Origin of the sequence: Salinivibrio sp. PR5 (assembly GCF_001996085.1) — a bacterium.
In the GTDB taxonomy this organism is placed as follows: domain Bacteria; phylum Pseudomonadota; class Gammaproteobacteria; order Enterobacterales; family Vibrionaceae; genus Salinivibrio; species Salinivibrio proteolyticus.
Genome location: NZ_MUFK01000036.1, coordinates 1 through 23,708, shown reverse-complemented (window position 1 = coordinate 23,708; position 23,708 = coordinate 1). Strand labels below are relative to the sequence as shown.

Annotated in this window: 30 protein-coding genes and 1 tRNA gene; 23 read left to right on the top strand and 8 right to left on the bottom strand. The window is 50.4% G+C overall.

What is annotated here, in order from left to right:
• Window positions 1–19: 19 nt before the first annotated feature.
• The gene (glnB, locus tag BZG82_RS12495; protein ID WP_069590688.1) at window positions 20–358 is read left to right on the top strand and encodes a nitrogen regulatory protein P-II; all 339 of its coding nucleotides are present in this window, start codon (window positions 20–22) and stop codon (window positions 356–358) included.
• An 83-nt stretch (window positions 359–441) separates the two neighbouring features.
• Here glnB and BZG82_RS12490 read toward each other — a convergent pair whose 3' ends face one another.
• Complete coding sequence (locus BZG82_RS12490; protein WP_077765968.1) at window positions 442–1,059, bottom strand: YitT family protein; 618 nt, start codon at window positions 1,057–1,059, stop codon at window positions 442–444.
• Window positions 1,060–1,577: 518 nt separating this feature from the next.
• Between BZG82_RS12490 and glyA the strand changes: the two genes are divergently transcribed.
• The 9 genes from glyA to BZG82_RS12445 all read left to right on the top strand — a co-directional run bounded on the left by glyA (window position 1,578) and on the right by BZG82_RS12445 (window position 8,958).
• Window positions 1,578–2,828 (top strand): serine hydroxymethyltransferase, encoded by a 1,251-nt coding sequence (gene glyA / locus BZG82_RS12485; protein ID WP_069590692.1) that lies wholly within the window; start codon window positions 1,578–1,580, stop codon window positions 2,826–2,828.
• 183 nt (window positions 2,829–3,011) lie between these two features.
• Window positions 3,012–3,461: a transcriptional regulator NrdR gene (gene nrdR, locus BZG82_RS12480; protein WP_069589271.1), complete on the top strand. Its 450-nt coding sequence runs from the start codon at window positions 3,012–3,014 to the stop codon at window positions 3,459–3,461.
• Window positions 3,458–4,591: a bifunctional diaminohydroxyphosphoribosylaminopyrimidine deaminase/5-amino-6-(5-phosphoribosylamino)uracil reductase RibD gene (ribD, locus tag BZG82_RS12475; RefSeq protein ID WP_077765967.1), complete on the top strand. Its 1,134-nt coding sequence runs from the start codon at window positions 3,458–3,460 to the stop codon at window positions 4,589–4,591. Before nrdR ends, ribD begins: the two co-directional genes overlap by 4 nt.
• Before the next feature lie 2 nt (window positions 4,592–4,593).
• Entirely contained in the window at window positions 4,594–5,256 is a 663-nt protein-coding gene (locus BZG82_RS12470; protein WP_077765966.1) for a riboflavin synthase, read from the top strand.
• A gap of 10 nt (window positions 5,257–5,266) precedes the next feature.
• A complete protein-coding gene (gene ribBA, locus BZG82_RS12465) occupies window positions 5,267–6,376 on the top strand; it encodes a bifunctional 3,4-dihydroxy-2-butanone-4-phosphate synthase/GTP cyclohydrolase II (RefSeq protein WP_069589276.1) in 1,110 nt (369 codons plus the stop codon).
• A 123-nt stretch (window positions 6,377–6,499) separates the two neighbouring features.
• Window positions 6,500–6,970 (top strand): 6,7-dimethyl-8-ribityllumazine synthase, encoded by a 471-nt coding sequence (ribH, locus tag BZG82_RS12460; RefSeq protein ID WP_069589277.1) that lies wholly within the window; start codon window positions 6,500–6,502, stop codon window positions 6,968–6,970.
• Window positions 6,971–6,982: 12 nt separating this feature from the next.
• Window positions 6,983–7,432: a transcription antitermination factor NusB gene (nusB, locus tag BZG82_RS12455; protein ID WP_069589278.1), complete on the top strand. Its 450-nt coding sequence runs from the start codon at window positions 6,983–6,985 to the stop codon at window positions 7,430–7,432.
• Between the two features lie 67 nt (window positions 7,433–7,499).
• Complete coding sequence (gene thiL / locus BZG82_RS12450; protein WP_077765965.1) at window positions 7,500–8,489, top strand: thiamine-phosphate kinase; 990 nt, start codon at window positions 7,500–7,502, stop codon at window positions 8,487–8,489.
• Complete coding sequence (locus BZG82_RS12445; RefSeq protein ID WP_077674327.1) at window positions 8,476–8,958, top strand: phosphatidylglycerophosphatase A; 483 nt, start codon at window positions 8,476–8,478, stop codon at window positions 8,956–8,958. The genes thiL and BZG82_RS12445 overlap by 14 nt, the downstream gene beginning before the upstream one ends.
• A 72-nt stretch (window positions 8,959–9,030) precedes the next feature.
• Here BZG82_RS12445 and BZG82_RS12440 read toward each other — a convergent pair whose 3' ends face one another.
• From BZG82_RS12440 to BZG82_RS12430, 3 genes are all read right to left on the bottom strand, one after another.
• Window positions 9,031–9,474: a DoxX family protein gene (locus BZG82_RS12440; RefSeq protein WP_077765964.1), complete on the bottom strand. Its 444-nt coding sequence runs from the start codon at window positions 9,472–9,474 to the stop codon at window positions 9,031–9,033.
• A gap of 191 nt (window positions 9,475–9,665) precedes the next feature.
• Window positions 9,666–9,741, bottom strand: a tRNA-Arg gene (locus tag BZG82_RS12435).
• Window positions 9,742–9,793: 52 nt separating this feature from the next.
• Window positions 9,794–10,927 carry a flagella assembly protein FlgT gene (locus BZG82_RS12430; RefSeq protein WP_077765963.1) on the bottom strand — a complete coding sequence of 378 codons (1,134 nt, stop codon included), beginning with the start codon at window positions 10,925–10,927 and terminating at the stop codon, window positions 9,794–9,796.
• A 212-nt stretch (window positions 10,928–11,139) separates the two neighbouring features.
• Here BZG82_RS12430 and BZG82_RS12425 point away from each other — a divergent pair, with 212 nt between their 5' ends.
• Together BZG82_RS12425 and BZG82_RS12420 are read left to right on the top strand one after the other, a co-directional pair.
• Window positions 11,140–11,775 (top strand): FlgO family outer membrane protein, encoded by a 636-nt coding sequence (locus BZG82_RS12425; RefSeq protein WP_069589286.1) that lies wholly within the window; start codon window positions 11,140–11,142, stop codon window positions 11,773–11,775.
• Between the two features lie 17 nt (window positions 11,776–11,792).
• Window positions 11,793–12,227 (top strand): LPP20 family lipoprotein, encoded by a 435-nt coding sequence (locus BZG82_RS12420; protein WP_101494775.1) that lies wholly within the window; start codon window positions 11,793–11,795, stop codon window positions 12,225–12,227.
• Window positions 12,228–12,438: 211 nt separating this feature from the next.
• Here BZG82_RS12420 and BZG82_RS12415 read toward each other — a convergent pair whose 3' ends face one another.
• The 3 genes from BZG82_RS12415 to flgA all read right to left on the bottom strand — a co-directional run bounded on the left by BZG82_RS12415 (window position 12,439) and on the right by flgA (window position 13,914).
• The gene (locus tag BZG82_RS12415) at window positions 12,439–12,873 is read right to left on the bottom strand and encodes a flagella synthesis protein FlgN (RefSeq protein ID WP_077455530.1); all 435 of its coding nucleotides are present in this window, start codon (window positions 12,871–12,873) and stop codon (window positions 12,439–12,441) included.
• A 16-nt stretch (window positions 12,874–12,889) separates the two neighbouring features.
• Window positions 12,890–13,213, bottom strand: a complete 324-nt coding sequence (gene flgM / locus BZG82_RS12410) for a flagellar biosynthesis anti-sigma factor FlgM (RefSeq protein WP_069589288.1) — start codon at window positions 13,211–13,213, stop codon at window positions 12,890–12,892.
• Window positions 13,214–13,302: 89 nt separating this feature from the next.
• A complete protein-coding gene (gene flgA, locus BZG82_RS12405; RefSeq protein WP_274532426.1) occupies window positions 13,303–13,914 on the bottom strand; it encodes a flagellar basal body P-ring formation chaperone FlgA in 612 nt (203 codons plus the stop codon).
• 205 nt (window positions 13,915–14,119) lie between these two features.
• On the opposite strand from flgA, the gene BZG82_RS12400 reads away from it, so the two are divergent.
• Both BZG82_RS12400 and BZG82_RS12395 read left to right on the top strand, forming a co-directional pair.
• The gene (locus tag BZG82_RS12400) at window positions 14,120–15,043 is read left to right on the top strand and encodes a chemotaxis protein CheV (protein WP_077662877.1); all 924 of its coding nucleotides are present in this window, start codon (window positions 14,120–14,122) and stop codon (window positions 15,041–15,043) included.
• A 26-nt stretch (window positions 15,044–15,069) separates the two neighbouring features.
• Complete coding sequence (locus BZG82_RS12395) at window positions 15,070–15,897, top strand: CheR family methyltransferase (RefSeq protein WP_069589292.1); 828 nt, start codon at window positions 15,070–15,072, stop codon at window positions 15,895–15,897.
• On the opposite strand, the gene BZG82_RS12390 is transcribed toward BZG82_RS12395, so the two are convergent.
• Complete coding sequence (locus BZG82_RS12390; protein ID WP_077478928.1) at window positions 15,890–16,096, bottom strand: hypothetical protein; 207 nt, start codon at window positions 16,094–16,096, stop codon at window positions 15,890–15,892. The two genes, BZG82_RS12395 and BZG82_RS12390, sit on opposite strands and share 8 nt — an antisense overlap.
• Between BZG82_RS12390 and flgB the strand changes: the two genes are divergently transcribed.
• The 9 genes from flgB (at window position 16,095) to flgJ (ending at window position 23,638) form a co-directional block, all read left to right on the top strand.
• The gene (gene flgB, locus BZG82_RS12385) at window positions 16,095–16,490 is read left to right on the top strand and encodes a flagellar basal body rod protein FlgB (protein ID WP_077455526.1); all 396 of its coding nucleotides are present in this window, start codon (window positions 16,095–16,097) and stop codon (window positions 16,488–16,490) included. The two genes, BZG82_RS12390 and flgB, sit on opposite strands and share 2 nt — an antisense overlap.
• A gap of 3 nt (window positions 16,491–16,493) precedes the next feature.
• Window positions 16,494–16,910: a flagellar basal body rod protein FlgC gene (flgC, locus tag BZG82_RS12380; protein ID WP_069589296.1), complete on the top strand. Its 417-nt coding sequence runs from the start codon at window positions 16,494–16,496 to the stop codon at window positions 16,908–16,910.
• Window positions 16,911–16,924: 14 nt separating this feature from the next.
• A complete protein-coding gene (locus tag BZG82_RS12375; protein ID WP_069589298.1) occupies window positions 16,925–17,668 on the top strand; it encodes a flagellar hook assembly protein FlgD in 744 nt (247 codons plus the stop codon).
• A 24-nt stretch (window positions 17,669–17,692) separates the two neighbouring features.
• A complete protein-coding gene (gene flgE, locus BZG82_RS12370) occupies window positions 17,693–19,006 on the top strand; it encodes a flagellar hook protein FlgE (RefSeq protein ID WP_077478929.1) in 1,314 nt (437 codons plus the stop codon).
• A gap of 170 nt (window positions 19,007–19,176) precedes the next feature.
• Window positions 19,177–19,926, top strand: coding sequence for a flagellar basal-body rod protein FlgF (flgF, locus tag BZG82_RS12365; protein WP_069589300.1), 750 nt, complete (start codon window positions 19,177–19,179; stop codon window positions 19,924–19,926).
• A gap of 22 nt (window positions 19,927–19,948) precedes the next feature.
• Complete coding sequence (gene flgG, locus BZG82_RS12360; protein WP_069589302.1) at window positions 19,949–20,737, top strand: flagellar basal-body rod protein FlgG; 789 nt, start codon at window positions 19,949–19,951, stop codon at window positions 20,735–20,737.
• Between the two features lie 29 nt (window positions 20,738–20,766).
• Window positions 20,767–21,561 (top strand): flagellar basal body L-ring protein FlgH, encoded by a 795-nt coding sequence (locus tag BZG82_RS12355; RefSeq protein ID WP_415752736.1) that lies wholly within the window; start codon window positions 20,767–20,769, stop codon window positions 21,559–21,561.
• A gap of 25 nt (window positions 21,562–21,586) precedes the next feature.
• Entirely contained in the window at window positions 21,587–22,675 is a 1,089-nt protein-coding gene (locus BZG82_RS12350) for a flagellar basal body P-ring protein FlgI (protein ID WP_077478930.1), read from the top strand.
• A gap of 9 nt (window positions 22,676–22,684) precedes the next feature.
• Window positions 22,685–23,638, top strand: a complete 954-nt coding sequence (flgJ, locus tag BZG82_RS12345) for a flagellar assembly peptidoglycan hydrolase FlgJ (protein WP_077765961.1) — start codon at window positions 22,685–22,687, stop codon at window positions 23,636–23,638.
• Window positions 23,639–23,708 lie beyond the last annotated feature (70 nt).

The window sequence follows — 23,708 nt, the reverse complement described above, 5'->3', positions numbered from 1 at the left end:
CAACGAGAAGGATAACGGAATGAAAAAAATTGAAGCCATCATCAAGCCATTTAAACTCGATGACGTACGCGAAGCACTTGCCGACGTGGGCATCACGGGGATGACTGTCTCAGAAGTAAAAGGTTTTGGTCGTCAGAAAGGTCATACTGAGCTTTACCGAGGCGCTGAATACATGGTCGACTTTCTGCCTAAGGTCAAGCTGGAAGTCGTGGTCGCGAATGATGTCGCAGAACAGTGTGTTGAAACCATCATTGATACCGCACAAACCGGTAAAATTGGTGATGGTAAAATCTTTGTCTTCGATGTTGAACGCGTGGTGCGTATCCGTACCGGTGAAGAAGACGAAGAAGCGATTTAATATCGCGAGTTGGACTAATACGGTAAGCAACAAAAAGCCAAGCGTGATGCTTGGCTTTGTTGTTTGTGTGGCGTGGTGATTGGCTACGCGCCAGGGTTGGCCGGATGCGCTTGATAACGACCCGGCTTATGATTCATCGCCAAGACTACGTTGAGCACAATCGCGCCAACCACCGACCACATCAAGAGATTGAGGTCGATGAGGAAGAAAGATAACGCCAGGATGGTACAGTCGATACCCATTTGCAATTTTCCTGCCGAGATCCCAAACTTGTCCTGACAATAAAGCACCAGTACGTTAAAACCGCCTAAGCTGGCATTGTGGCGGAAAATCATCAACATGCCGACGCCCATCAGCAAGCCACCAATGACCGCACAATAGGCGGGGGCCAACCAAGTGATTTGAAAAAAGTAGGCGATATGATCGGCCATCACGGACACCGCGCCACCGGCGAGTAAGCTACGCACAGCAAAGCGCGGGCTCATACGAAACCAAGCCATCAAATAAAACGGACAGTTACACAGAAAGTACAGGGTGCCGAAGGACAGGTCAGTAAATTGGCTGACTAACAAAGCAAGGCCAGTCGTCCCGCCGGTTAACAGTCCGGCCTGTTGCAAGAAAAACACCCCTTGTGCGACGAGAAACGCCCCAGAGGCAATGGCGATCACATCTTCTTTTAAGCTGTGTTGATATCGGCTCACACGGCTTCTCCCTACATAAACAGCAACAAAAAGTCCGCCAAAACCCAACTGGGGCGGCGGTTAAATAAGGTTAATGGGAATTGCGGGCGCGGATTTTATCGCCAAATGAGAGTAATAAAAAGTCAGCCAAGTAAATCACTGGCTGATAGGATGTCAGCAATTTGATACTCGCGTGTAAATTGTTTACAGCGCACAATCTGCATTTCTGTATGGCGGACTAATCTGGCACAACCGACGTATAAAAAAAACGGCCGATTGACACTACCTGTTGCAGTGGTTTTTTTGTAGAATGACAAACGCAGTAATGGCGGTAGCGTAAACGTTTGCGTCGGGCTTTTAAAACGCCGACCTTTCCGCCTGTTTGCCTTGGTTTAGTCACTTTAAATGTGTAAGGCGACTAACCCAAGGTGTGGTGCACTATGCCATATCAAAACCATTCGAGCTATCGGGCCAACTTGGGTACGGATAGCATTCGCTTTAAGGGTAATAGCCCGCCACCATTGAGTCAGGAGAGACAAATGCTAAAGCGTGACATGAAGATTGCGGATTACGATCCGGCACTGTTCGCAGCCATTGAAGAAGAAACGGCTCGTCAGGAAGAACACATTGAGCTGATTGCGTCAGAAAACTATACCAGCCCACGCGTCATGGAAGCGCAAGGCTCTCAACTGACCAACAAATATGCCGAAGGCTACCCCGGCAAGCGTTATTACGGCGGCTGTGAGCATGTCGATAAAGTGGAAGCTCTTGCGATTGAGCGTGCGTGTGAATTGTTTGGTTGTGAATATGCCAACGTACAACCTCACTCTGGCTCACAAGCTAACAGTGCTGTGTATATGGCGCTGCTAAACCCAGGCGATAAGGTTTTAGGCATGAGCTTGGCGCATGGTGGCCACTTAACGCACGGCTCTCCGGTCAACTTTTCAGGCAAACACTATGAAGTAGTTGCGTACGGCATTGATGAAGCGGGTAAGATTGATTACGAGCAAATGGAACAGCTCGCGCTGGAACATAAGCCGAAAATGATCATTGGTGGCTTCTCTGCCTATTCGCAAGTGGTGGATTGGAAGCGTATGCGTGAAATCGCCGACAAAGTGGGCGCTTGGTTCATGGTGGACATGGCACACGTTGCTGGTTTGATTGCAGCAGGCGTGTATCCAGATCCATTGCCGCATGCACACGTGGTTACCACCACCACCCATAAAACCCTAGCAGGGCCGCGCGGCGGTTTGATCCTGTCTAATGCGGGTGAAGACCTCTACAAAAAGCTCAACTCTGCGGTGTTCCCAGGTGGCCAAGGTGGCCCACTGATGCACGTGATTGCGGGTAAAGCTGTCGCGTTTAAAGAGGCGATGGAACCTGAGTTTAAAGCCTATCAAGCGCGCGTGATTGATAACGCGCGTGCAATGGTGAAGGGGTTCCAAGCACGCGGTTATAACATCGTGTCAGGGTCAACCGACAACCACTTGTTCTTGGTTGATTTGATTGACAAAGACATCACTGGTAAAGAAGCGGATGCTGCGCTCGGTGCCGCGAATATCACAGTGAACAAAAACAGTGTGCCGAACGATCCACGTAGCCCGTTTGTCACCTCAGGCATTCGTGTAGGGACGCCAGCGATTACACGCCGTGGCTTTACCGAGCAAGACGCTGAACAGCTCGCGCATTGGATGTGTGATGTGTTAGATAACATCAACAATGAGCAAGTGATTGCTGAAACTAAAGAAAAAGTTCAAGCCATTTGCCGCCGCCTACCGGTTTATGCGTAACCGGTAAGCGTTGTAAGTGAAACAGCAAAGGCGCCTTCAGGCGCCTTTTTTGTGCGTGGTTAGCCACCGATTCATAGCGAAATCAGCTTTGCGCACAGAATCGTTACAAACTCGCCGTTTGCAGGCTTTTTCATAATCGCAAATCGGTTACACTAACGGGATGATATTGAGGAGGCTAGCCCCATGCACTGTCCATTCTGTGGTGCAACCGACACCAAAGTGATCGATTCTCGACTCGTCGCCGATGGCCATCAAGTTCGTCGTCGTCGCCAGTGTTTGGCGTGCGCAGAACGCTATACCACGTTCGAAACGGCAGAGCTGGTGATGCCACGCATCATCAAAACCAATGGTAATCGTGAGCCTTTTGACGAAGAAAAGCTGCGCGGTGGCATTCAGCGCGCACTGGAAAAACGGCCTGTCAGTGCGGACGATATTGAAAAAGCGATCAACAGCATTAAATCACGCCTTCGCGCGACCGGTGAGCGAGAGATTAGTTCTGCCTCGGTTGGTAACTTAGTGATGGAAGCACTCAAAGAGCTCGATAAAGTGGCGTATATCCGTTTTGCCTCTGTCTATCACAGCTTTGAAGATATTCGTGAGTTCGGTGAAGAAATTGCTCGGCTGCAAAAATGAGTAACAACCAACGCGATAACACCATGATGGCGCGCGCACTCGCGCTTGCCGCTCAAGGGCGCTTTACCACGACCCCGAATCCCAATGTGGGCTGTGTGATTGCGCATGGTGACGACATTGTTGGTGAGGGGTTTCATCTTGCTCCCGGCGGGCCACATGCCGAGGTACACGCTTTAAAGGCGGCGGGGAAACGTGCACAAGGGGCGACAGCTTATGTCACCTTAGAGCCTTGCTCTCACTATGGTCGCACGCCACCGTGTTGCGATGCCTTAATTGCCGCTAACGTCAGTCGCGTAGTGTGTGCCATGCAAGATCCCAATCCTCAAGTGGCAGGGCGAGGCATCGCGCGCTTACAAGAAGCAGGTATTGAGGTGGTCGTCGGTGTGATGGCCGAGCAGGCCAAGGCGCTAAACCCCGGCTTCATTAAGCGAATGCTCACCCAAATGCCGTATGTACAGCTTAAGCTGGCAGGGAGCCTCGATGGCCGGACCGCCTTAGCCAATGGCCAAAGTAAATGGATCACCGGTGAGTCTGCACGCGCCGATGTGCAAGCGTTTCGTGCTCAAGCCAGTGCCATTTTATCGACCAGCGCCACGGTATTGGCCGATAACCCCAGCCTCAATGTACGTCAAAGCCAACTTCCTCGAGCCACGCTCGATGCTTATCCGCAATCGACTGTGCGCCAACCGACACGTGTTGTGCTAGATAGAGATAATAAAACTTCACCGGATGCAACCGTCTATCAGCTTGACGGTGATGTGATCCGTATTGTTGATTCACCGAGTAATCATGCGTGGCCGGATAACGTGCAAGAATGGGTAATGCCCGATGCGTCACTCACCGCTATCCTTCGCGCATTGGCGGAACATGATATTGACAAAGTGTGGGTCGAAGCGGGCGCAAGGCTAGCGGGTCAGCTTCTCACTGAATCGTTAGTCGATGAACTGATTGTTTACCAAGCCCCCGTCCTGTTAGGAGGCGACAGTCGCCCCTTGGTTGCTTTAGATGGGATGCAACGGATGGACGATGCACCGCGCTTTTACTTTAATCACGTGACGAGGCTCGGTGACGATGTTCGCTTAACCGCCATGCTCTCTGAGCATGCCGTGATCACGCAAGAGTACGAATAACGATGTTTACTGGAATTATCGAAGCGGTAGGCCGAGTAGAACGCTTGACTCGCCGCGGGCAAGACATGACTTTGACTATCGACAGTGGCGAGCTTGATCTCTGTGATGTCAAACTGGGTGACAGTATCGCCACCAATGGGGTGTGCTTGACCGTGGTTGCATTGAGCGCAACGGGCTACAGCGCAGATGTGTCATCTGAAACCCTTGCGCGTTCATCACTGGGGCACTTGTCGGTCGGAGACAAGGTCAATCTTGAAAAGGCGATGCTACCCACCACGCGATTTGGCGGCCACATGGTGGCGGGCCATGTTGATGGCCTCGGTGAAGTTACCTCAGTGAACCAAACCGGCCGCGCGTGGGAATACTGGATTAGATTACCGTCTGAGCTCGCCAAATATGTGGCATTGAAAGGCTCGATCACGGTAGATGGGATTAGCCTGACGGTGAACGATGTCAATGGCAGTACATTTAAGCTCACCATCGTGCCGCATACCGCTGAACAAACCACGATTCAAACGTTTGCCCCTGGGCGCAAAGTGAACATCGAAGTTGATGTGATCGCCCGTTACCTTGAGCGATTAATGCTCGGTGACAAGGCGGCTGAACCCACACAATCAACGGGAGTCAGCCTTGATACGCTGGCCCGTTCCGGCTTTTTGAAATAAGGAATCCAAGATGGCAATAAGTAGTGCCCAAGAAATCATTGACGATATCCGCCAAGGTAAAATGGTGGTATTGATGGATGACGAAGATCGCGAAAATGAAGGCGATTTGATCATTGCGGCCGAAGCGATCACGCCAGAAGCTATCAATTTCATGGCCACCCATGGTCGGGGCTTGATTTGCTTAACGCTGACCCAACAGCGCTGTCAGCAGCTTGGATTACCTTTGATGGTGTCTGACAATAACGCGCAATTTTCCACTGCTTTCACGGTGTCAATTGAAGCGGCGGAAGGGGTGACCACCGGCATTTCTGCGGCCGATCGTGCACGTACCGTACAAGCTGCGGTCGCGCCTAATGCGAAAGCTGCCGATTTAGTTCAGCCGGGCCATGTGTTCCCGTTAATGGCACAAGAGGGTGGTGTTCTGACCCGTGCCGGCCACACTGAGGCAGGCTGTGATCTGGCCCGCTTAGGAGGCTTTAGTCCTGCGTCCGTGATTGTGGAAATCCTCAACGAAGATGGCACCATGGCGCGCCGCCCTGATTTGGAAGTGTTTTGTGAAAAGCACGGTATCAAGCTGGGCACCATTGCAGATTTGATTGAATACCGAAACCTTAACGAAACCACCATTGAGCGTGTTGCGTCTTGTAAATTGCCCACCGAATTTGGTGAGTTTGATTTGGTCACTTACCGTGACACCATTGATAACCAAATCCACTATGCGATGTGTAAAGGCGAAGTGACCGCAGATCCGACCTTGGTTCGCGTGCACTTGCAAGATACCTTTACCGATGTGCTTCAATCTGACCGAACGGCTGAGCGCAGCTGGAGCCTAACCCGTGCGATGCAACGGATCAGTCATGACGGTGGTGTGTTGGTGATTTTGGGGAAAGAAGAAACCAGCGATGCCATTATCAATAAGGTGAAAGCATTTGAAGCGCAAGATAAAGGCGAGCAGCCAGCTAGCGCCAAATGGCAAGGCACGTCACGCCGTGTTGGCATTGGCTCGCAAATATTGGCAGACCTTGGCGTTAAGCAAATGCGTTTGCTTTCGTCATCAACGAAACGCTATCACGCACTATCAGGCTTTGGGTTGAACGTGGTGGAATACGTCACCGAATAACCTAACAAGCAAGGCTGCGCGATGTGCAACAGGGGTGGCGGGCACGGAACATGGTGCCATTCGCTAAAAATGTGGTAGAATCGCGCGGTTTCTCATTCCGGAAAGCAAGTCACAGGAAGGCTCATGAACGTAATCGAAGGTGCATTTGCCGCGCCCAACGCGCAGGTTGCCATTGTTATCTCTCGCTTTAATAGCTTTATCAACGAGAGTTTACTATCAGGTGCGATCGACGCACTGAAGCGCCAAGGCCAAGTCAGCGAAGATAATATTACCGTGGTCCGCTGTCCCGGTGCCTACGAGTTGCCTTTGGTGACCCAGAAACTAGCTAAAAGCGGTCGCTACGATGCGATTGTGGCGCTAGGTTCGGTGATCCGCGGTGGCACGCCCCACTTTGACTATGTGGCCGGAGAATGTAATAAAGGGTTAGCACAGGTTGCACTGGAGTTTGAAACCCCAGTCGCCTTTGGCGTGCTGACTGTTGACACCATTGAGCAAGCCATCGAACGCGCAGGTACCAAGGCTGGTAATAAAGGGGCAGAGGCTGCACTGAGCGCGCTTGAAATGGTCAATGTCCTGTCCCAGATTGAATCCTAAACGGGGGTTAGAGTGAAACCAGCCGCACGACGTAATGCACGCCAATTTGCATTGCAAGCCATCTATTCATGGCAACTGGCGCAAGGCAATATCGCAGATATTGAGGCACAATTCCTTGCAGCCGAAAAGTACGAAGAAGACGACCACAAAGACGCAGAGCCACTTCTGCGTGAGCCTGAAACCGATGTGGAATATTTCCGTAATCTGTTTAGCGGCGTGGTACTGAGTCATCAAGAGCTAGACAGCAAAATGCGTCCTTACTTGTCACGTCCATTGCAAGACTTGGACGACATGGAGCACGCACTACTGCGTTTGGCGATGTACGAATTGGTGAAACGTGAAGATGTGCCGTATAAAGTCGTGATTAATGAAGCGGTGGAACTGGCGAAGCGTTTTGGCGCCGAAGACAGCCACAAGTTTGTGAATGGTGTGCTTGATAAAGCGGCCCCACGACTTCGTTAATTACCTCCCTTTCAAGGCCAGCCCCGCTGGCCTTTTTATTTTTAGATGCAATACCACGAAAGCCATTATGACGCGCAACGAATTTGATCTGATTCGCGATTATTTCGCTCGTCAGCCAGTGAGCCGCCGCGATGTGGCGCTAGGCATTGGTGACGACTGTGCCATTACCCAAGTCCCCGAGGGCTGTCAGCTCGCCATCACCACAGATACCATGGTAGAAGGGACCCACTTTCTTGCTACAGCCAGTGCTTCCGATGTTGCGCATAAAGCGTTGGCATCGAATTTAAGCGATTTAGCAGCAATGGGGGCGATGCCTGCATGGTGCTCGCTGGCGCTGACTTTACCGGAACCGGATGAAGCGTGGGTGGCAGGATTCTGCCAAGGTTTCTCTGCGCTTGCCGAATACTTTCAAGTCCAGCTGATTGGCGGTGACACCACACGTGGGCCCAAAAGCATTACCATGACCTTACATGGCCATGTCCCTCATGGAAAGGCATTAACTCGCGATGGTGCTAAGCCTGGGGATTGGTTATATGTCACCGGTACCTTGGGGGATAGCCAAGCAGGACTGAACTATGTCCTTGGTAAGCCGGTGACCGATGAGGCACGGGCGGCCACATTGATTAATCGGCATTATCGCGCGCAGCCTCGCGTAGCGGCAGGCCAAGCTTTACGGGGTATCGCCTCGGCAGCGATTGATATTTCCGATGGGCTAGTGGCTGATATTCAGCATATTATCAAAGCCAGTGGTGTGGGCGCATCCATTGATGTGACCCAACTGCCGCTGTCGGAGGCGTTATTAGCGGATGTGGACAGCTATGAAACCGCGCAAAAGCTTGCCTTAACCAGTGGCGAAGAATATGAATTGTGCTTTACCGTACCGGAAATGTATCGCGGGACGTTAGAGACAACACTGAAACACACTGGGGTCACCGCCACTTGTATTGGTCAAATAAATGGCAGTCAGTCTTTACAATTGATGGCCGATGGTAATCCCTTAGACTGGACGCTATCAGGATGGGATCACTTTAAGGAGTTGGACAGTGACAGATCCTAAGCAGCGTTTATCGCTTAAAAATCCGTTGCATTTGCTGGCCGTTGGGCTGGGGAGCGGGCTCTCTCCGGTGGTGCCGGGGACGGTTGGTACCTTGTTTGCGGTGCCTTTTTATTGGCTACTTGCTACCTACACAGCGCCAGTCGGTTTATGGATAGCTATTCTTGTCGGTAGCCTTGCAGGCATTGTGATTTGCGGTCGTACCTCTGCGGATATGAAAGTGCATGATCACGGCGCGATTGTGTGGGATGAATTTGTTGGCTTTTGGATCACCATGGCATTGGTGCCAAGCACCGACTGGCAGATTATATTGGCGGGCTTCGTGATGTTTCGACTCTTCGATATGATTAAGCCATGGCCTATCAGTTGGTTGGACAAGCATGTTCATGGCGGGCTAGGGATCATGCTCGATGATATCCTTGCCGGCGTGATGGCCATGTTGAGCCTTTGGGCGTGGGTGACTTACATTTAATCAACCAACCCTTGGCCACGAAAAATGCCGCGTGTTCAACGCGGCATTTTTGTATGGGTCAGTCGTAGAGGGTTAGCGCATTGTCTGGCTGAGTTTTTGATCGACAGAGAGATTGCCAGCCCCACTGAACACTAATGAGACGGCGGCAGCCAGTAATGCCAATCCAAACTCATACCCGTTGTTGCTTAGAAACAGGCCGTGATCCCAGTGTACGGTAACAATCGCGACCAGCATAGTGATTGCCGTGACCGCCGCAGCAGGGCGCGTCAATAGACCAATCAACAACAGCACACCGCCAAAAAATTCCGCACTACCTGCCATCAACGCCATTAGCACACCAGGCTCAAGGCCAATCGATGCCATCCATTGGCCCGTTCCTTCAAGGCCATAGCCGCCAAACCAACCAAACAGTTTTTGCGCGCCATGAGCGATCAAAATCACTCCGACAGGAAGGCGCAAAGCTAAGGGGGCAAAGCTTGATTGAGTGGAAAGCAGAGTGTGTAAACGTTGACGCATAGAGCACCTCTTCGAAAAATTTGATAGATATTGACGTTACTCGCCGGATTGAGAGTAATGATAAAGGTGAGGTGTCCAAATAATAAGTAGCAGAGCTTGATGGATATGTTCGGATATTTTGAACAAACACCAAATGAAACGAGGTAAAGAACAGCAAATAGCGACCAAAGAAGGAGGAGATAATGGTTTACTGGCGCTCCCACAGGGACTCGAACCCCGATCGGTCGCTTAGGAGGCGACTGCTCTATCCTGTTGAGCTATGGGAGCGCGGGCAGCCATTATACGTAAAAACAGGCGCGATTTAAGCGCCTGTTTCAATTTAGTTTACTCCTTTGGTGACAATATCACCGATCTGAATGCTGCCTATCAAGCTGTCGGGTTGGATAACCGCTTCGGCACTGCTTTCATAAACACGCGCAACGGTTAATGTCATTCCGCTTTTACGGCGCTGCGTGCGCACAATCCCTAAATCATCAGTGAAAGAAGCGAGATGCCACAGTTGTAACTGATCACCCTGTTTCACCCCATTGATTCGTCCAACGTTGATTTGTGCGATATTGTCTTTTAGCGCCACAATTTTGGGTTTGCTGGCGCGGCAGGATAGGGCCGACTCTAAATCCAGCAAGATGTTACGACTCATGCGTCGTGCCATTTGCCCGTAAGGCGATTGCCAAAAACGCGCTGTTTGGGTATCCACTTGGCTATGGCGCTCAAAAGGCCATTTGGCAACATCACGATAGCGGCGCTGGAAAATGACTTCACCGCTTTCAGCGTCCATCGCTTGTACATTGACCGCCAATTGCCGATTGTCTTGCGAACGGCCGAAGCTGCCACTGTCTGTGGTCGCAGAGAGATCGGTAATGGCTCCAGTGACAACAAATTGCGCGTCTTTATCTTCCGCCAGCATCGCGACAGCTTGCGGGGCGTTCGGCGAAACATCGACATTCGCAATACCACGGCCAACAAAGCTTTGTCCGTGTTGAGTGACTTCTCGACTAAGCAGCACAGAAAAATCATCACCAAATTGGTAAATTCCTCCCAAGGCCGCTTGTTGAGGCGACACAATCGGGAAGCGTGTCATCACCATTCCTTTCTTATACTGTGTCTTGTGGCAAGCATTTGCCGATGGATAGATATCCACCCGCACATTGACCACATAATTGCCACCTTGAGTGCCTTCTTCCAGAATTAAGATCTCGCGCACTTCACTACCACTGAATTGGTAACCGGGCTTAACGGAGGTAAAAAATCGTTTGATTTGTTGCAAACTTCCTACATCGGCGCCGGAGAACTGCATGGCATCGAACGTGGCGGCTTCTAACGCGCGGACGCGTGCCGCTTGCTCGCTTTCAAGGATGGGCGAGCTGGCAGACACTTCATACCAAGCTGCCTGTGTGAGCGGCGTGATAAACAGAGAAAAAAGCAGGCCGAATCGCGCCAAACGGGTTTTCATAGTCAAGTTCTCACTTAGTAGGTATGGAAATTGCTTCGTTAACATAACAGGTAGGGTGGCAACCCTAACAAGAGCATGACGCATGAGAGATTGATGCAAGTTGTGTTCCGGAACACAAGGGTGACAATTCAAGGTAAAGGTTTGTGGTCCTTGTCCGATACTCTAAGAAGACACTTGTCTCACATCGATGACTGATCGCGGAGCATGATACGATGAAAAAGTGGATAGTGGCGGTATTAGCGCTGTTGACAGCAGGCTGTGCATATACGCCTATTTACAACGGGAAAGAGCCCTACTCGGGGAGTGAGTTCTTCCTCAAGCAGCGTCCTCGCCACACGCTGGACTATTTTTTAAATAGCATGGCCGATGAATTGCTGGCGACAAACGCTTACTTAACCGCACGTACCCCGTTGGCGGTCACGTCATTTGTAGACTTGCAAGACATGTCTGAAACGAACTGGTTAGGCAATACAGTAACCGAAGGGCTGATCTATCAGATGCAAAGCCGTGGCTTTACCGTCATAGACTTCAAATCGACCGGCGCGATTCGTGTCACTGAAGAAGGGGACTTTGCCATCAGCCGTGATTGGAAAGAGTTAAACCCTGAACAGCAGATTGATTATATCTTGACAGGTACCATGCTACGACAAGGTGGAGGGGTACTGGTCAATGCGCGTATTATTGGTATGGAGTCGCGTGTTGTGGTCGCTTCTGCGCAAGGGTTTTTACCCGCAGACCGTATTGGTCGAGATATTGATACGCTTTATAAAGTGCGCATGCGTGATGGCGTCATTATTCGTGATGATCAGAACCGCATCAAGCGTGAAACAGTCGTGCTTAAGCCTTAACCGAGACAGGATGATTCATGAGCATAAAACATGGACTTTGCCTTTTAGCCCTAATCGCTTTAACCGCATGTCAGCCTCTGACCAGGATGAAAGAGGAGAACGTTATTTCTGCGGTTGGTATGGCATCAATCAGTGCTCAGCAAGGGGCCACGCAAGAAGAGCGTGAAACGCGGGCAATGCGGGCATCAAAAGTGGAGGCATATAAAGAGCTCAGTGAGCAGGTGTATGGACTTCGAGTCAGTGGTCGCACCCGTGTGGAGGATCAAAGTCTTGGCCGTGATAGCACACAAGGCGCTGTCGACGGTATTATCCGCGGTGCCGAAGTGGTGGCAAGTTACAAAGTCGGTGACAGCTACGTGACCGAACTGGAGCTGGATTTAGACTTGATGCAAAAAATGAAGCGCTATGGTGAGTCGCAAAACATCCCCCGTAACGAAAATATTATCTTTTAATTCACCTCTTCTCCGCGCAATCAGCGAGCCACAGGGCTCGCTTTTTATTAGCCGTCATTGGCAGCTAAGCTTCGTTGCTTTACCGATCGAGTTGTATCATTGGGAGGTGTGCGTGCGCAGTGGGAATACGCGCTGCGGCCAGCATAAAGCGGTTAAGTAAGGAGATGTCAGTACGCAGTGTCAGGTAGCTCGGCGTATACTAAAGCGCGAGCTACGCTTTTACATTGGTGCCAAGGGTTTTCCGGCCTGACGCATTGCCGTCATGGTCATAAGTCAGCTCTGACTTGCCGCCGCTTTCTTGGAACAAATTACGTAACCGATGGATGCTTAAACTTGCGCGTTGTAGCGCCATCCCATTGGTCTCGTTTTGTTGCTTACAGGCTTGAATGTGCTGTTGGATGGTGTTGACGTATTCAACGCATTGCGGGTCGCCTTGAAGCTTTTCTCGCTCAGGGTGCTGTGCGAGTTGGCTATCAGCACGCTGTATTTCATTCACCAAGATTTGCTTTTGTTTGGCGGTGGCTTCGATGTCTTCCGACACCCGGCTGGCAATGGTTTTGGCTTCTTGCTCGAGCAGCGTTTTTAGCGACTGAACTCGCTCTAGCTGCTGCTCGAGAAGGACGGACAGGGGCGCATTTTGACTCATAAACTATCCCGCCAGATTAACTGTCGTTCAAATCGTTCTCAAAGCGCATCATATTGGCAGCGAGTTTGTCAGCATCGACTTTATACGAACCATTGGCAATGGCTTGTTTAATTTCAGCGACTTTCGCACTGTCAAAATACGGCTCAGAGGCCATTTGCTGATTCATTTTTCCGATCTCTCGGCTTTGATGGCTCAGCGACACTGCATCATCTTGACTGGTCGTGCGTTGCTGTTCACGCACGGCGCTCCCTTGCGCCTCTTGTGTCTTATTCTGGTTCCCGCTATTGCGGGTTGTGGTCAGCGGTTGCTGGTTACCACGTAGTTGATCAATACTCGCCATAAACGTCGCCTTACTGTCAGTCGCTTTTGAGTCCGTTGCTCAGCGTATCGGCATTCCTTTTGCTAACTTTAGCATTCGGGCGTAAAAAATTAGAAATTTACCGTCACTTCGCCCACCGCCGAGATTGTAGCATCGACAATCCGATTGGATTTATCGTTCTTGACTTTTATTTGCTCTCCTAGAGCACCGTCACTTAATGCCGTACCTTTTGCAACAATATTGAGTCCGTTTCCACGTGCAGTGATAACAACGTCATCATTTCGACACACGGCACACACATCGTTACTGCTGATGGGCTGACCAATCCCGACCGTTCTCTTTACTTTCGAGCCTATTAGGCGCGCTGGACTGGTGTAGGTTTGGCCACGTTGAAACCGACTGTCAACCATTTGAATGGTCATATCACTCTCTGCAAGAGGCATGCCACGATCTAACGGGCGCTTGGCAACGACCAGTGGGATCATTAAGCGAATTTGGACTGGGATATACACCTGCCAGTCATCTTGAGGACACGAGACCATGACCGTTACCGAGGTATTCATGCGTTGTCGCCCTGGCACTTCGGTATCCAATGGCAACGGGCAATCGGTCAGGCGTAATCTCGAGTCAAGGTTGCCGGCTGTGATGTCGAGCTCACCGTTTTTGGGCACCGAAATGATAGACTCGACATGTCGTTCTGCCGCTTCTCTGACCGCATCCATTTGACTTACCGTCGCAGCGGCTATACTTACGCTAAAGCTTGTGAATAAGCTGACGATAAATAAACGTAATATCTGATACATAGATCCAAACCATTGATGACGACCAAAGAAGAAATTTTCCCTTCTTTCTCGAGAGTAGTGCAATAACCCACTACTATTATCATGCTACTCTACATAAAAAACGGGGCAACATGGAGTTTATCTTATGACAGGTGGTGTTCTTGATTCGGTCAACCAGCGAACGCAGCTGGTAGGACAAAACCGGTTAGAGCTGTTGACTTTCCGCCTGATGAGAAACCAACGCTTTGGCATTAACGTCTTTAAAGTAAAGGAAGTTCTTCAGTGCCCTAAGTTAACCGCGATGGCAAATTTGCATCCCTTAGTGAAAGGGGTCGCGCACATTCGCGGTCAAACAGTCTCTGTCATTGATATGAGCCTAGCAACTGGCGGGCCAGCTATTCCGGATCCCGAGAATCGTTTCGTGATCATTTCTGAGTTTAACCGTTCGATGCAGGGCTTTTTAGTTGGGTCGGTCGAGCGTATCGTGAATATGAATTGGGAAAAAATCCTCCCTCCGCCTCAAGGAACAGGCCGTTCTCACTACTTGACCGCCGTGACTGAAATTGACAATGAGCTGGTGGAAGTGCTGGATGTTGAAAAAATCCTGAATGAAATTGCACCCGTGAATGAGGAAATCAGTGAGGAGGTGCTCTCCAAGCGTGAAGAGCGTGAGGAAAGTGCACCGAGCCAAGTACTGGTCGCGGATGATTCGAGCGTGGCGCGTCGCCAAGTGAAGCGCGCTGTAGAAAGTGTCGGTTATGATGTTATCTTGGTACAAGATGGCAAAGAGGCACTGGATAAACTGAAAGAAATGGCAGCAGAAGGCAATATATATAGCCAGCTGGCATTGGTGATTTCAGATATTGAGATGCCGGAAATGGACGGTTACACCCTCACCACTGAAATCCGAAAAGATGCGAGCTTAAAAGATCTTCATGTAGTATTGCACTCATCTTTAAGCGGTGTATTTAACGAGGCCATGGTGCAGCGCGTGGGCGCCAACTCGTTTATCGCGAAATTCGACCCTGATGAATTGGGCTCTGCCGTCATCGAAGCGGTTAAGTCGTAACCCAAACAGAGCGATTGAGTTGATTAATGACAAATGTAGCAATCAGTGACCAAGAATATCGAGACTTCTGCAAGCATCTCGAATCGAAATGCGGCATCGTACTTGGGGATAGTAAACAATACCTAGTACGAAGCCGACTTAGTCCATTGGTCAATAAGTTTGGTTTGGCGTCACTCTCTGAATTGGTGAAATCGGTGATTACGGGCCGAAATCGAGAGTTGGCAGTCGCTGCAATCGATGCGATGACCACCAATGAAACCCTGTGGTTTCGTGACACCTACCCGTTTGAAGTGTTGGCCCATCGTCTGCTGCCTGAATTAGGCAAAGCCCGCAAGCCGATCAAAATTTGGTCGGCGGCGAGCTCATCCGGGCAAGAGCCGTATTCTATTGCCATGACAGTGGCTGAAACGCAGCAACGTAAGCCGGGCATGCTAGGCAGTGTGAGTATTACTGCTACCGATATATCAACGTCGATGTTGGAAGCTTGCCGTCAGGGAATTTACGATAATCTTGCCCTAGGGCGTGGACTCTCACCGGAGCGTCGTCGTACCTTCTTTGAAGATGTCGGTGATGGCAAGATGCGGGTGAAAGAGAACATTAAGCGTATGGTGACATTCCGCCCGCAGAACCTGATGGAAAGCTATAGTTTATTAGGTAAGTTCGACATTATTTTTTGTCGTAACGTCTTGATTTACTTCTCGCCAGACATGAAGGCTCAGGTGTTAAACCAGATGGCGGGGGCGCTTAACCCAGGCGGACACTTAATTCTTGGAGCGTCTGAGTCACTGACTGGGCTCACTGATAAATTTGAGATGATCCGGTGCAACCCCGGTATTATTTACAAACTCAAGTAATCCTTTTCAAAAGCGGCATCTTTCTTGCCGCTTTTTCTTTTCTGTTTGCCTCTTCTTTTGTGAGTATTGCCGCCGTCTCATCCAGATAATCCCGCGGCTTGTTTTCTATCTCATTGAAAATATAGTGTTTAGGTTGGATATTAAAAATTGGCATCAAGATTGCTTTGATGTGATGAGAAGAGTTTTGGAGGTTGCCCATGGCGATTACATTTGACAATGCATTAGGCGTACACCAGCACACTGTCGGCGTACGCGCTACGCGGGCAGAGACGCTGTCTAGCAACATTGCTAATGCCAATACGCCAGGCTACAAAGCACAAGATATCGACTTTAAACGTGCTCTGCAGGCGGCAACCTCAGGGGCAAGTATTGGCCTAAGCCGCACTAATGAGCGGCACATTGCTGCCACCACTCACGTGGCGGGCGAGAAGAAGTACCGCGTGCCTACGCAACCTGATACTGGGGATGGCAACACGGTTGATGCTCAGCTCGAAAAGAATTTGTTTATGCAGAATGCATTGGAATACCAAGCCTCACTGGATTTTCTTGGCTCAAAGTTCAAGAACATGAAAAAGGCATTGAAAGGGGAATAACCGATGAGCTTGTTTAATATCTTTAACGTATCTGGTTCGGCGATGAGCGCAGAGTCAGTGCGGTTGAACACCACATCAAGCAACCTAGCCAATGCCAATTCGGTAAGCAGTTCTGCGCAGGAAACCTATCGTGCACGGCATCCGATTTTTGCTGCAGAGCTTAACCGCTTCAAGCAGCAAAGTGGTGAGAGTGTGCCGGTGCACATTAAAGGTATCGTTGAGAGCCAAAAGCCTTTACGTGCCGAATATAACCCTGACCACCCGATGGCGAATGAAGAGGGTTATATCTTTAAACCCAACGTCAACGTGATGGAAGAAATGGCGAATATGATCTCCGCGTCGCGCGCCTACCAAACTAACGTGCAGGTTGCCGATGCGAGTAAACAAATGCTGATGCGTACGCTTCAGATGGGTCAGTAATGTAGGAGGCGATAATGGCCGGAATCGACGGTACAGGTTCGACTAGCGGACTGTCCTACATTGACCAGCTCAAGGCGCAGCAGGAGAAAAAACTGCAAGAGAGCCAGGAGAAAGTCACCGGACAGACTGAGCTCAAGCAGGAAGACTTTCTCTCACTGCTCACCAAGCAGCTGTCACAACAGGATCCGTTCAAGCCTGTCGACAATGACAAAATGATCTCCCAGATGGCGTCATTTGCGACGGTAGAAGGGATCGGCAAGATGAACAATCAATTTGATGCGTTCAATGAGTCGATTACTTCGAACCAAGCACTACAAGCGTCATCTTTGGTTGGCCGAGACGTACTGGTTCCTGGCTCGATGGGCGTCAAGCCTGAAGCGGGCGGAATCGCGGGTATGGTGAAACTGCCTCGCGCGCTCGACAACGTGAGTGTTCGGGTGGAGAACGAACAAGGCCAGCTATTGCGAACCTTCAGCATGGGGCCGAAGCCGCCCGGCGATCACCGGGTTGAGTGGGACGGCAACGATGACAACGGCAATCCGATGCCGGAAGGTCGCTATCGATTGAAAGTCAGCGGCATGGTTGATGGCAAAACTCAAGAGTTTGATTTATCAACCTATGCCAACGTGAACAGTGTCTTGCTGGGGAATGGCGACGGCAACGTGATGTTAAATCTTGCCGGCTTCTCCTCACCGTTCAAGCTCGCTGAAGTGCTAGAAGTCGGTAATGCCGACGTCGGTAATGTGACGAAAGGCTAACCGATTTATTAGGAGTGGAAAGCAATGGGTTTTAATATTGCGTTAAGTGGCCTTGGTGCGGCCCAGAAAGACATGAATACCACCAGTAACAACATTGCGAACGCCAATACCTATGGTTTTAAAGAGTCGCGTGCTGAGTTCGGAGATGTGTATTCAACGTCGATTTTTTCGAACTCGAAAACCACCAATGGTACCGGTGTGCAAACCTCAGTCGTTGCGCAGCAGTTCCATGAGGGCTCGAGTATCTACACCAACAACCCGTTGGATTTACGGATCAGTGGTAATGGGTTCTTTGGCGTCTCGAATGATAAGCTGCAAACCAGTGACTATCACCTGACGCGTAACGGCGCCTTCCACCTTGATAAAAACAACGACATTATCAACTCGGAAGGTCAATATCTGCTGGGTTATAAAGTGGACCCAGACACGCAGCAAGTGGGATCGTACGAACCCCAAGCGCTGAATGTGCCCGATCAGTTTGGTCAGCCTCGTGCCTCGCAAAACGTTGATATTGGCTTGAACTTACCAGCCGGCGGCGCAGAGAAAGATCCGGCGCAGTTTAATTTTGAAGACCCAGAAACCTACAACAAGCAAACCTCTGCCACTGTGTATGATTCATTGGGTCAGCCTTATAAGCTTTCCACCTACTATGTAAAAGGCAATGATCCCGCTAACCCGAATAGTTGGTCGGTGTACTACACCATGACGGATCCCGAAGGGGAAAAGCCGGTTAATATTCAAGGTGGTAACGTCACCAACGCCACAGGACACACGGGGCATACGGTTGATTTTAACTCAGATGGCTCCGTTAACAGCATCAACGGTGGCAACCCAATAGTGACCGATCCGCTCGGCCCTGCGGGGGCGGCGCTAGAGATGAACGGTGCAAATGGTGATCAGCAGTTGACGATTAACTTCGACAACCCAACCCAATATGCCGCACCGTTTGAAATGCGTAAGTTTAGCGACGATGGCGCGACGACCGGCTATTTGACTAAGGTCGATATTGATCCCAAAGGCACCATCATGGCCACCTATAGTAACGGTGAAAACATCGCACTAGGGCGTGTCGCCATGGTTCGCGTGGCCAACCAACAAGGCCTTGCTCAAGTGGGCAACACCCAATGGGATGTGACGCAAGACTCTGGCGATCCTATTTTTGGTGAAGCGATGCAAGGTGCGTTTGGCCAAGTGAAAAGCGGAACGATCGAGCAATCGAATATCGATATGACTCAAGAGCTGGTGGACTTGATCACTGCACAGCGTAACTTCCAAGCTAACTCGCGAGCCTTGGAAGTGAGCAATCAGATGCAACAAAACATCTTGCAAATTCGATAACCCTGTTTTCCTTGCCGTCCACATTTTGGGCGGCAAGGCTTTTCCATTCTCTCCTCCTGTTTAGCTTTTACCTGTTACTAAATCTTCATAATTGCTTGATAAATATTAATTTTTAATGCTGGCATGCTCTTTGCTTTGTTCTAGTTAGAACGATTGTGGAGGCAACCAATATGGATCGCGCGTTATACCTTGCCATGAGTGGTGCGAAGCAGGACATGCAAGCGATGCAGCTGCGCGCAAATAACTTGGCAAACGTGAGCACAACAGGCTTTCGAGCCGATCTTGAGCAGTCTCGCTCCATGCAAGCGTATGGCGAAGGACTTCCCAGCCGTGTGTTCAACATGACAGAGCGTCCTGGCTATCGTTTTGAGCAAGGCTCAACGATTACCACCGGCCGTAACCTCGATGTTGCCGTGCAGGGACAGGGTTGGTTAGCGGTACTCGATAGCCAAGGGCAAGAGGGGTATACCCGCGCAGGCCACTTGAAAGTCGACCAGACAGGGCTACTGCAAAACAGTAACGGCAACCTAATCCTAGGCGAGACCGGCGGTCCGATTTTTATTCCACTCCCCGCAGCAAAAATTGAAGTGGGCAAGGATGGCTCGGTGTCAGTGCTTCCGCAAGGAGCGCCTGCCGATGCAATGGAAGTGGTAGATAGAATTAAATTGGTTCGTCCCGACAATCAAGACTTATTCAAAGACAAAGACGGGGTTTTCAAAGCCAAACAGCCCGGCACTATCTTTCCTGCTGATGCGGGAGTGACACTACTCACCGGTGCATTAGAAGGTAGCAACGTGAATGCTGTGGGCGAAATGACCGGCTTAATCGACTTGCAGCGTCACTTTGAAATGCAAGTGAAGTTGATGAAAACCGCGGAAAAAATGGACGAGTCGTCTGCATCACTGTTGCAGCTTGGCTAAGTCATCTTAAGAGGAACACACTATGCATCCAGCATTATGGGTCAGTAAAACCGGACTTGATGCGCAACAGACTAACATCTCGACCATCTCGAACAACTTAGCGAACGCATCCACCATTGGCTTTAAAAAGTCGCGTGCCGTGTTTGAAGATTTGTTTTACCAAAACATCAACCAACCGGGTGGACAGTCTTCGCAAAACACAGAGTTACCCAGTGGCTTGATGCTGGGTGCGGGCTCTAAAGTGGTTGCCACGCAACGTGTTCATACCAATGGTAATGTGCAAACCACCAATAACGCCCTTGATATGATGATCCAAGGCGATGGTTTCTTCCAAGTATTGCTGCCGGACGGCAATATCGGTTACCAACGTAATGGTCAGTTCACCCTAAACGATGAAGGCACCATAGTGACATCGGGTTCTGGCTACGTGCTGCAACCTGAAATCACCGTGCCGCAAGACGCGGTGCAGATTACGGTGGGTACTGATGGTGAAGTGTCAGCCCGTTTGCGTGGCCAGCAAGAAAACCAAGTATTGGGTCAGATCACCACAGTCGATTTTATCAACCCAGGTGGGTTAGAGCCGATTGGACAAAACATCTACTTACCGACAGGAGCCAGTGGTGACCCACAAGAAGGGGTGCCTGGTCTGGATGGCTTCGGTGAAGTGAAGCAGTCGATGCTAGAAACCTCGAACGTGAATGTCACCGAAGAGCTGGTCAACATGATTGAAGCGCAGCGTGTCTACGAGATGAACTCAAAAGTGATTTCGTCTGTTGACCAAATGCTGAGCTATGTGAATCAGCAGTTATAAACAAGGCTAAGGGTTTCAAGGGGGCGCTGATGACTTTCCAACGTGTTTTAATGCCAAGCTTGTTGCTTATGGCCTTGTTCGGTCTGAGCGGCTGCTCTTTGCCGGGTCAACAGGACACAGGTAGTGATCTTGACCAAGCAACCTCAACCACGGATGCGGTCGAGGGAGAGACAGCGCCAGACAGTGAGGGACTGATTGGCTTACTCCGCCAACGCGAAGATCCCAAAGCAGGTGACCCTGCTTGGTCACCCATTCGTCCTCAGCAACCTCCAGAGCATTACGCGACGGCGACAGGCTCCTTGTTTGATAGTACCCGCCAGCGTGACCTTTATGACGGGTCTAAACCGCGCGGTTTGGGAGATATCGTCACCGTGATGCTCGAAGAGAACACGCAAGCACAAAAAAGTGCGAGCTCTGATTTGGCGAAATCCAATGATCTCACTATGGATCCGCTCTCGTTGGGGGGGGAGGAAATCACTATCGGCGAGCGGACCCTATCTTATGAAGTGAGTAACGATAACTCCTTTACAGGCTCTGCTTCAGCCGATCAGAGCAACAGCCTACAGGGGTCAATTTCAGTCCAAGTAATTGATGTTCTCTCGAATGGCAACCTGATGGTTCGAGGTGAAAAGTGGCTGACATTAAACTCAGGGGATGAATACATACGCCTCAGCGGTACCATTCGTCCGGCCGACATTAGCCCAGATAACACGATTGCATCGACACGTATTTCTAACGCGCGTATTCAATATTCAGGAACGGGTGATCGCCAAGATACGCAAGAGCAAGGCTGGTTGGCACGATTCTTTAATGTCACTTTATAGCGCAATAACTTGCCGGAGAGTTGACGTGAAAAAGTGGTTGTTATCGATTGTATTGCTAGTGGTGGCGTTTCCGAGCCTCGCGGCACGCATAAAAGATGTGTCGGAAGTGGCAGGTGTACGCAGCAACACCCTGACAGGCTACGGTCTGGTTGTCGGTTTGCCGGGCACCGGTGAGAGCACGCCGTTTACCGATCAAAGTTTTAAATCTATGCTGGAAAACTTTGGCATCCAGTTACCACCCGACATCAACCCTCAGGCGGCCAATATTGCGGCGGTGGCTGTTACGGCAGATTTACCCGCCTTTGCGAAGCAGGGTCAAAAACTTGACGTTACGGTCTCCTCGATTGGTTCGGCAGAAAGCCTGCGCGGGGGAACGCTGTTACAAACCTTCCTTAAAGGTTTGGATGGTAACGTCTATGCCATTGCGCAAGGCAACTTGATTGTGGGTGGTTTTAGCGCCACGGGGGCGGATGGCTCACGATTAGTAGGTAATACACCAACGGTTGGCCGTATCACTAATGGCGCGTCTGTTGAACGCGAAGTGCCCAATCCATTTGGTCGCGGCGACTTCTTGACCTTCAACTTATTTCAAGCGGATTTCACCACCGCCCAACGTATGGCGGATGCCATTAATCGCTTCTTAGGTCCTTCAATGGCCTCAGCGATGGATGCGACGTCTATACGTGTTCGAGCGCCTCGTGATGTCAGCCAGCGCGTCGCATTTTTATCGACGGTGGAAAATATTGAATTCGAGCCGGGCGATGCCGCCGCCAAGATCATTGTAAACTCTCGCACGGGGACGATCGTAGTGGGACAAAATGTCCGTTTGCGACCTGCGGCGATCACTCATGGCGGAATGACGGTATCCATTAATGAAGATTTCAATGTGAGTCAGCCTAACCCGCTTGGCGGAGGGGAAGCGGTCGTCACGCCGGATACTGATATCGAAGTGCAAGAAGAAGAGGGACGGATGTTCCACTTTAAGCCGGGCGTGACCTTGGACGACTTGGTACGTGCCGTTAATGGCGTGGGCGCAGCACCGTCAGATCTGATGGCAATACTGCAAGCGCTGAAACAAGCAGGTGCCATCGATGGCCAGTTGATCGTGATATAGGGCAGAACAATGAAATCACCGGTTGATAGCCAATTTGTGCATGACATTAGCCAGCTCGATTCACTACGGCAAAAAGCCGTAAGTGGTAAAGATGGTGATGAAAAAGCGGCATTGCGGGCGGCGGCAGAACAGTTTGAGTCGTTGTTTACACAAATGCTGTTCAAATCGATGCGAGAAGCGAATGAAGCGTTTGAATCGGATTTGATTGATAATCGCACATCGAAATTTTACGAGCAAATGGCTGATGAACAACTTGCCAGTGAACTGAGCCGTGAAGGATCTCTGGGCTTGGCAGGTATGATTGTACAACAGCTAGGCAGCGTGCAATCGGGTGAGCCCCAAACCAACTTAAAAGAGGCCGCTTTCGCATCCGCGAACGCGCTGCCCATGAATAAAGCTCAAAGTCGGCAAGCGGCAGAGCAAGCGATGGCCGAACTGGATAGACAGTCTATCGCGCCGCCAAGTATTCCAGAGCGTCCTATACGTAAAGAATCGTTTGATTCGCCAGAATCATTTGTGCAAACCCTCACGCCTCACGCTCGCCGAGCCGCTCGGGCGCTAGGTACCGATCCGGCGATTATTCTTGCGCAAGCGGCGCTAGAAACGGGATGGGGTAAAAAAGTGATCGCTAACGCGCGTGATAACAGCCATAACTTGTTTAATATTAAGGCCGATAAGCGCTGGCAGGGCGATAAAGTCGCGACGCAGACCTTAGAAGTCTATGATGGCATACCGGTTCAAGAAACCGCGAGTTTCCGTGCCTACCCATCGTATCAAGATAGCTTTGACGACTTCGTCTCTTTCCTCAATAGCAACCCTCGCTATCAGCAGGCACTGTCCCAGTCCGCACAACCAGAGCAATTTATTCGCGAGTTGCATCAGGCCGGTTATGCGACCGATCCGGATTATTCGAACAAGGTGCTCCGCGTGCTCGAACAAGTCCGCGGCATGATGGATCAATAACGGCAGGCAAGGGCTTGCCGTTGTCCTTTTCTTTCTTTTTTTTGTGTTGAAAAGTGATATTAACTTACTG